Source organism: Thermoflexus sp., from assembly GCF_042408365.1.
GTDB lineage: Bacteria > Chloroflexota > Anaerolineae > Thermoflexales > Thermoflexaceae > Thermoflexus.
Genome location: NZ_JBHOQJ010000259.1, coordinates 1 through 6,958 on the forward strand (window position 1 = coordinate 1; position 6,958 = coordinate 6,958).

Annotated in this window: 7 protein-coding genes and 1 riboswitch; of the genes, 2 read left to right on the forward strand and 5 right to left on the reverse strand. The window is 63.8% G+C overall.

Annotated elements, in window-relative coordinates; genetic code table 11:
- Positions 1-75 precede the first annotated feature (75 nt).
- The 4 genes from ACFMO5_RS11845 to ACFMO5_RS11860 form a co-directional block, all read right to left on the reverse strand.
- Complete coding sequence (locus ACFMO5_RS11845; RefSeq protein WP_376792959.1) at positions 76-684, reverse strand: PepSY domain-containing protein; 609 nt, start codon at positions 682-684, stop codon at positions 76-78.
- 39 nt (positions 685-723) lie between these two features.
- Complete coding sequence (locus ACFMO5_RS11850) at positions 724-1,839, reverse strand: DUF5666 domain-containing protein (RefSeq protein WP_376792960.1); 1,116 nt, start codon at positions 1,837-1,839, stop codon at positions 724-726.
- Complete coding sequence (locus tag ACFMO5_RS11855; protein ID WP_376792961.1) at positions 1,826-2,437, reverse strand: sigma-70 family RNA polymerase sigma factor; 612 nt, start codon at positions 2,435-2,437, stop codon at positions 1,826-1,828. Before ACFMO5_RS11855 ends, ACFMO5_RS11850 begins: the two co-directional genes overlap by 14 nt.
- A gap of 111 nt (positions 2,438-2,548) precedes the next feature.
- Complete coding sequence (locus ACFMO5_RS11860) at positions 2,549-3,415, reverse strand: DUF5666 domain-containing protein (RefSeq protein ID WP_376792962.1); 867 nt, start codon at positions 3,413-3,415, stop codon at positions 2,549-2,551.
- 286 nt (positions 3,416-3,701) lie between these two features.
- Positions 3,702-3,832: riboswitch (TPP riboswitch) on the forward strand.
- Positions 3,833-3,896: 64 nt separating this feature from the next.
- Here ACFMO5_RS11860 and thiE point away from each other — a divergent pair.
- Positions 3,897-4,541, forward strand: coding sequence for a thiamine phosphate synthase (gene thiE, locus ACFMO5_RS11865; RefSeq protein WP_376792963.1), 645 nt, complete (start codon positions 3,897-3,899; stop codon positions 4,539-4,541).
- 62 nt (positions 4,542-4,603) lie between these two features.
- Complete coding sequence (gene thiD / locus ACFMO5_RS11870; protein WP_376792964.1) at positions 4,604-5,437, forward strand: bifunctional hydroxymethylpyrimidine kinase/phosphomethylpyrimidine kinase; 834 nt, start codon at positions 4,604-4,606, stop codon at positions 5,435-5,437.
- A 103-nt stretch (positions 5,438-5,540) separates the two neighbouring features.
- Here the strand turns inward: thiD and ACFMO5_RS11875 are convergent, their stop codons facing one another.
- On the reverse strand, positions 5,541-6,785 hold the full coding sequence (locus ACFMO5_RS11875) for an MgtC/SapB family protein (RefSeq protein WP_376792965.1): 1,245 nt from the start codon (positions 6,783-6,785) through the stop codon (positions 5,541-5,543).
- Between the last annotated feature and the right edge of the window lie 173 nt (positions 6,786-6,958).

Sequence of the window (6,958 nt, forward strand, 5' to 3'; positions counted from 1 at the left end):
TTGGGGGGTGGGCCGCTTACGGGGGCCCCACCCCCCGAAAATTCCCCAGATTGATCGGGAAATGATCCGCCTTGCCTAATCGTCATCATCGCGATCTTCGTCTTCCCTCTCCCTTCCCTTCCCCACGGTGATCCGAGGTTGGGTTACCGCAGACGGAGCTGTTTGAACGACCTGCGGGAGGCCATCGTAGAGGATCTGTCCGGTGCTGGCATCGATATATAGCAGCCCCTGATCCAGCGTCACCTCGTAAGCGAGCGTTCCTTGGAAGAGCACGAGCTCGGGTTCTTTCATTAAAGCGGACCCTGGGGCGGCGTTCATAGCGATCCAGATCACGCGGGAGGGAGACAGAGCCACCGAAGCCCCGGAAGGCATGGCCGGAGCATCGGGCGAAGAGGCAACCGGTTGGGCGGAGAGCTCCTGGATTTGACGGTAAGCCTGCTCCAGGCGCGCGTTGGCCTCGGCGATCAAGGCCCGATAAGCCCGCTCCCGTTCCTGGAGTAACTGTTCCAGGTTAGAACCTGCCACCGGGGTGCCAGGATCCGCGATTGGAGTTAGGGGCACTCCGACCGTTGGCTCAGCAGCAGCCCACTCGAGTTGGGCCGCCCGCCCTGCAGCCGCCCCCAGGATCACCAGTGCGAAGGCACCCAGCATCCAGGCCAGCCGGTATGTCCATTGTTGGTGCATCATTCCCACCCAGCTCCCCGGATGGTGGAAGATGAGGGGTTAATCCTCCCGTTCGATCCGCTCTGCGATCAGGGTGCCATCGGGCTGGCGCCTCGCCTGGACCTCCACCCGATCGCCGATCCGCGGATCCCCACGGATCTCCGTCTGCGCGGTGACCTGGACCGCGCGGCCATCGATGATCCAGGTGGATCCAGAAATCGACTGAAGGATCCCCTCCCATTTGAGCGTCTCTTCTCCATTCTCTTCCGGCGTCTGGGTCGGCGTAGGTGTCTTGGTCGGCTCCCGAGTTTTCTCGAAAGTAGGAGCCGGCGTTGCCGTCGCCGACGGCGCTGGGGTGGCCACAGGAGGTGGCGTGGTAGGCATCGGTAGGACAGTTGATGAAGGCGTTGGTGTCGGCCGGAACGCCCGCGTGGGGGACGCTCCAGGCGCCTCCATCGGGGTCGGTCCGAATGTCGGCATGGGGGACGTGGCAGGCGTGGGGGTCTCGGAGATCACCCGGATCCGCGTTGCGATCAATTGCCCTTCCGGCCCCAGAAACGCGGTCACCATGGCCTGCTGATCCAAGGCCGCTGGCCCCAGGATCTCGGTCTCGGGGAAGATCTCCACCACGACCCCCCCGATACGCCAGGTGGTCTCCTCGATCGTTTCAATCCGGCCCTTCCAGGTCACAGTCCCGGAACCTCGACGCTGAGCCAGAGTACGATATTCCTCCCAGCGTCGGGCCGCCAGCGTTTCCTCCACCAGACGCCGCTCCACCGGATCCAGAGTGAGGGCCAACCAGACCTGCTCCTCCATCCGCTTGAGCCCATAGAGGGGATCCCCAGGCAGGCTCCCCTGGGCCAGGGCATGGAGGATTCCGAAGATCAGCATCAGGCCAGCGATCGCTGCACCCGCCGGCGCGTACCGAACCCATCCGAACAGGATCCCCGCCCACTGGCGACGGGAGGCACGCAGGGCCTCCGCCCGTTGGAGGAAGGCGGTCCGGGAGGACAGCTCCGCACGCATGGACGGGGCCGGCGGGCGCGCCCCCTCTAGGATCCGGGCCGCGCGGAGAACCGGAGCCAGCTCCGGATAACGGCTCATAACCTCCTCGAACGGGACCCCTGCCCGGATAAGCTGTAAAGCCTCTTCCAGGACATCCTCACGCTTGGCCATGGTCGTCCCTTAGATCCCGTAATCGTTTCGCGAGGGCCGTCAGAGCCCGATGTTGAAGCAATTTCACCGCTCCCACGCTCTTCCCCAGCTCTTGTGCAATCCGGGTTAGGGGAAGATCCATCCAGAAGCGCATCAGGACCACCGCCCGTTGGTCAGGAGTCAGGTGCTTCAGCGCTTCATGCACCCGCTCACGTGTCACTACATCATCTCCTTCCTCTGCCGATAAGCCAACCCAACTCTCCTCCAAAGGGAGCTCTGGATGCCGATAACGTGCCCGATGATGATCCGCCACGAGATGATCCGCGGTTCGGAACAGCCAGGCCGCCAGATGTCGCTCCGGCCCACGTCCCTGATGGAAGGCTTCCAGGAGGCGAATAAAAACATCCGCGGTGATATCTTCCGCAACCGCCTGTTCTCCGACCCGGCCAAGCACGTAGAAATACAGCATCCGATAATAACGCTCATGCAACTCGGCCAGGGCATCTGGGTCCAAGGACCGTGCGCGTATTAGCAAGGAAAGTTCGTCTATCACCGTTCCGGACCGCTCGAGAAGGGTTTCCACCGTCGATCGTCCCCCATTGTATCGCTTTCGACTCAAGCAGCCAGCCCCTCGCTGTCCAGGGACCAGAAGATGGGGTGGGCCGGGCACCAAGCGCCATCGCAAACTACCCGACCCATCCCCAAGCTCTATCCAGAAGCCGCTCAGGGCTCAATCGTCATCATCGTGATGATCATCGTCATCATCGTGATGATCATCGCGATCGCCATGATCGTCATCTCCACTCCGATCCCCACTACCGACCTTGCTATCATCCCCTCGCCTCCAGTCATCCCCAGACCGATCCTTCACCTCGATCCGAGAGGCCAACACCGTGCCGTCCGACTGGAGCACCCCCTTCACCTCCACCAAAACCCCCACCGCAATCGGACCGTCAATCCGCGTGGTAGCCGTCACCACCACCGTCCGCCCCGCAATCCGGTAGCCATCGGGCAGGACAGCTTCCACAATGCCCTTGAACTCGATTTCCGCCTCTGGCCCTTCGACCTCGATTTTAAGAGCCAGGACGGAGCCATCAGCCAGAAGCGTTCCTTCCACTTCTACGAAGGCTCCCACAGCCACCGGCCCCTCGATTCGCGTGGTGGCCGTCACGATCACGGTCTGGCCGCTGATCCGATAGCCATCCGGAAGGATGGCCTCCACCACACCTTTGAACTCGACGTGGGAGGTTGGGGTGGGAAGCGGGGAAGTCAGGGTCCCAGCCGCTGTCCTACCCATCGCAGCCGTTGACTCATCGGGTGATCGAACCCGAATCAGGGCCGCATTGAGTGCCTCACCTGCCTGGACTCCTTCCACCTCCACCCGGGATCCGACCTGGATCTCCCCGATGATTTGAGTCTGGCCAGTCCAGCGGACCAGCCGGCCGGAGACCTGAAGGCCATCGGGGAGAACAGCCTCAACCGTTCCCTCCCAGCGGACTGCAGCACCTTCCCCCGCCGTCGGAGGGATCGTGCAAGCGGCAAGCAACAGCCCCATCAGCCCAAACAGGAATATTCCAAACCGAAGATTAGCCTTCATGGAAGCACCTCCTCTTAGACCTGGATCCACCCATCATGTCGGAAATCCAGCCGGAAAGGTTACGGGCAGAATCTGACCCACAAGTCGTCGCCCCAACGCGCGTGGGGGATCTTTCTCCAGGGAATTTCGCTTGGGTGTGGCCGTGGGATGAGATAAGGGCAGGCACAAGGTCTGCTCCTACGTCCTTTGGTGTATGGGGTGAAGAACGACTGCAAATTTGACATGCTCTCCTTTTCCAACTACAGTAGCCATGGAACTTCGATCGAATGGGTTCTCCTTTCACTCTTGGGGCGACGTGGGGAGTCCGCGGGGAAGCGGGCTGAGAGGGTGCCTCGCCGGCCATAGGCCGGCCCCGGCACCGACCCATCGAACCTGATCCGGGTCATGCCGGCGGAGGGATAGTCGCCAAATTCCTCTAAAAGTCGGACCAACCCCGCTATCCCTTCCCGCGCGAACCATCGCCCCTCAAGGAGAAGAACGCATGGGGCCCGACTTGAGGGTTTACCTCGTCCTGGATCCTGATTTAACTCTTGGACGGCCGCCGCTGGAGATCGCCGAGGCAGCGCTTCGGGGTGGGATCACGATGCTGCAGCTGCGCTGGAAGAGCGGACCATTACGGGAGATGCTCCAACTGGGGGAAGCGCTTCAGAAGCTCTGCCAGCGCTATGGTGTCCCTTTCCTGATCAACGATCGCGTGGATGTCGCCCTGGCCTTGCGCGCCGATGGCGTTCACCTGGGCCAGGAGGATTTGCCGCCAGAGGTCGCACGGCGCCTTCTGGGCCCTCGGGCGCTCATTGGGGTTTCCGCCCGCACGCCGGATCAGGCCCGAGCAGCGGAAGCCGCCGGCGCGGATTATCTGGGAACCGGCTCGGTCTTCCCCACCTCCTCCAAAGCGAATCCCATCCTCATCGGATTAGAAGGGCTTGCCGTGGTTGTTCGTTCCACCCGGCTTCCCGTGGTGGCCATTGGGGGGGTGAGCCCGGAGAACGCCGCCGCATGCATCCGCGCTGGCGCCGTTGGCGTTGCCGTCATCTCCGCGATCACCCAGGCTCCGGATCCTGAGGCCGCGGCCCGCGCGCTGCGCCAGGCGGTCGACCAAGCGCTGGCCGGAAATGATCGGCAGTAAGGAACCTTAGCCCTCGGTTTCCAGGATCAGATCAGCATAAGCTCTTGCTTCGGAGGGAACCCATGAACACGTTGCCGCGCGCCCTAACGATCGCCGGCTCCGATTCCGGCGGGGGAGCCGGCATCCAGGCGGATCTGAAAACCTTCGGCGCCCTAGGGGTTTACGGCATGAGCGTGCTGACAGCGCTCACCGCCCAGAACACCCAGGGGGTTCAGGCGGTCTTCGAACTCCCGCCGGATTTCGTCGCCGCGCAGATCGATTCCGTCTTGGGCGACATCGGCGCCGATGCGGTGAAGACCGGGATGCTGGCCAACGCGGCCATCATCGAAGTGGTAGCCGACAAGCTTCGGGAATACCGCGTCGAGCGCCTGGTGGTTGATCCGGTGATGCGGGCCAAAAGCGGGGATCCGCTCCTCCGCCCGGAGGCCCAGGAGGCGCTTGTCCGCCGGCTCCTCCCCCTGGCCCTGGTGGTCACCCCCAATCTCCATGAGGCCCGGGCGCTGGTGGGGCGGGAGCTGCGCAGCCGAGCGGATATGCGGGAGGCGGCGCGGATCATCCACGAGATGGGTCCGCGCTGGGTAGTGGTGAAGGGCGGGCATCTGGAGGGGGATGAGCACAGTGTGGACGTCGTCTTCGATGGGCGAGATTTTTATGAACTGAGTGCCCCCCGGGTGGATACGGTGAACACCCACGGAACAGGATGCACCTTTGCCTCAGCCATCGCCGCCGGGCTGGCGAAGGGCCTCCCGCCCTTGGAGGCCATCCGCCAAGCAAAAGACTACCTCACGGCGCTGCTTCAGGCCTCCCGCGCCTTCAAGCTCGGCCGGGGCGCTTATGGCCCTATGGATCACTTCGCTCTCCTGAAAGCCCGCGCCCCCACCCCTTCCCCGCTCTGAGCGGAGCCGTTCGGGGATCCGGAAGGCTGCCGAGGGGCAGCCTTCCGGACCATCCTCGTTGATTCAAAGGGTCGGCAAGCACGCCTCGACAAGCACAGCGAGCTCACCGCCATCCTTCCACGGCCAGGCCGATGATCCCGGCAAGGACGGTAAGCGCGGAGGCCGCTCCCAGCCGCCGCAGCCAGGTCCCCTCCAGCCCTCCCAGTCGGGCCATCGGCACGTGGAACAGTAGGCTGGCCATGGAGGCCAGCACCACCCCCAGCCCGGCCGCCTCCATCGGGATCCGTCCCTGGGCCGCTAAGGTCGCCGCCGCTGCCGCCGTCGAGGCGCTGCTCACCAGCCCCCCCAGAAACGTCGCTACCATGAAGCCTCCCGGCCCCAGAAAGCGATCCGCCAATCCCACTGCCGCCCGGATCACCAGATAGAACACCCCAAACAGCAGCCCATGGCGCAGCGAGAAGGGGAAGGCCAGTCGGATCACCAACCCCGGTGCCTGCTGGCTCCTTCGCGCCATCCGCAGCACCATCCATCCGGTGACCCCGGCCATCAGCCCCACGGCCAGCCAGCCGTGCAGCAACGCCCCCGGCGCGAAAATCCCTAGGATCAGCCCGTTGCGGGCCATCATCGCCACGTTCGCCAGCAGCATCCCCTCCAGAGCCCGATCCCGAGCCGTGGCCTCCTGGCCTCCGCACCGCCGGGCCAGCTCCGCCACAGTCGCCGTGCTGTTCACCAGACCTCCTAAGATTCCTGTGAAATGGATCCCCCGCGCCCCATACAGCCGCAGCAGCGCGTAGTTCACTAACCCGATGGCCGACAAAATCACAACCACCAGCCAAGCCTCCCGCAGGCTGACCAGCCCCAACGGGTCCAGCCACGGCGGCAGACCCTCTGGCAACAGCGGATACACCACCAGGGTCAGCACCCCAAACAGCACGATGGAGCGCAGCTCCTCCAGCGACAGCCCCACCGTGAACCGCACCAGCTCCGCCTTCCAGGCCAGCAGCATCGTCACCAGCACCGCCGTGGCCGCTGCCACCAGCGCATACCCCTGGGCCACCACCATGCCCAGCAACAGCGTCACGAGCAGGGCCACTGAGGTGGTCATCTCCAAGGAACGCTCCGCCAGCAGGCTGCGAAGGTTCAGAAGGCTCACCAAAGCGATCGCTGCCCCTAACACCAGAAAAGCGGCGATGGGGTGGATCCGCCAGGCCAGGCATCCCGCCAACGCCGCCAGGGCGAACGTCCGCAGCCCCACGTCCTTATGCGCCCATTCCCGCTCTAATCCGATCAGCAACCCGATCCCTAAGGAAACTCCGATCAGTTCCATGTATCCCTGAAAATCCCCCATAGGTCACTCCGGTAGTCCTCTACGCTCAGCATATCGCTGCCAGCAAATTGGATGGAGGGCTTACATTATAACCCATCTCACCCACCCCCTGCACTACTATGGGACTCAGACATCCACTGGCCGGGATAGTCACCCCAATGGGGGGAGTTTTGGGAGCGGGCGGGGCGCCAAAG

Excerpts from the sequence above, each read along its gene's own strand:
- ACFMO5_RS11845 (WP_376792959.1), bottom strand. The coding sequence starts at position 684 with ATGCACCAACAATGGACATACCGGCTGGCCTGGATGCTGGGTGCCTTC.
- ACFMO5_RS11850 (WP_376792960.1), bottom strand. The coding sequence starts at position 1,839 with ATGGCCAAGCGTGAGGATGTCCTGGAAGAGGCTTTACAGCTTATCCGG.
- ACFMO5_RS11860 (WP_376792962.1), bottom strand. The coding sequence starts at position 3,415 with ATGAAGGCTAATCTTCGGTTTGGAATATTCCTGTTTGGGCTGATGGGG.
- thiE (WP_376792963.1), top strand. The coding sequence starts at position 3,897 with ATGGGGCCCGACTTGAGGGTTTACCTCGTCCTGGATCCTGATTTAACT.
- thiD (WP_376792964.1), top strand. The coding sequence starts at position 4,604 with ATGAACACGTTGCCGCGCGCCCTAACGATCGCCGGCTCCGATTCCGGC.
- ACFMO5_RS11875 (WP_376792965.1), bottom strand. The coding sequence starts at position 6,785 with ATGGGGGATTTTCAGGGATACATGGAACTGATCGGAGTTTCCTTAGGG.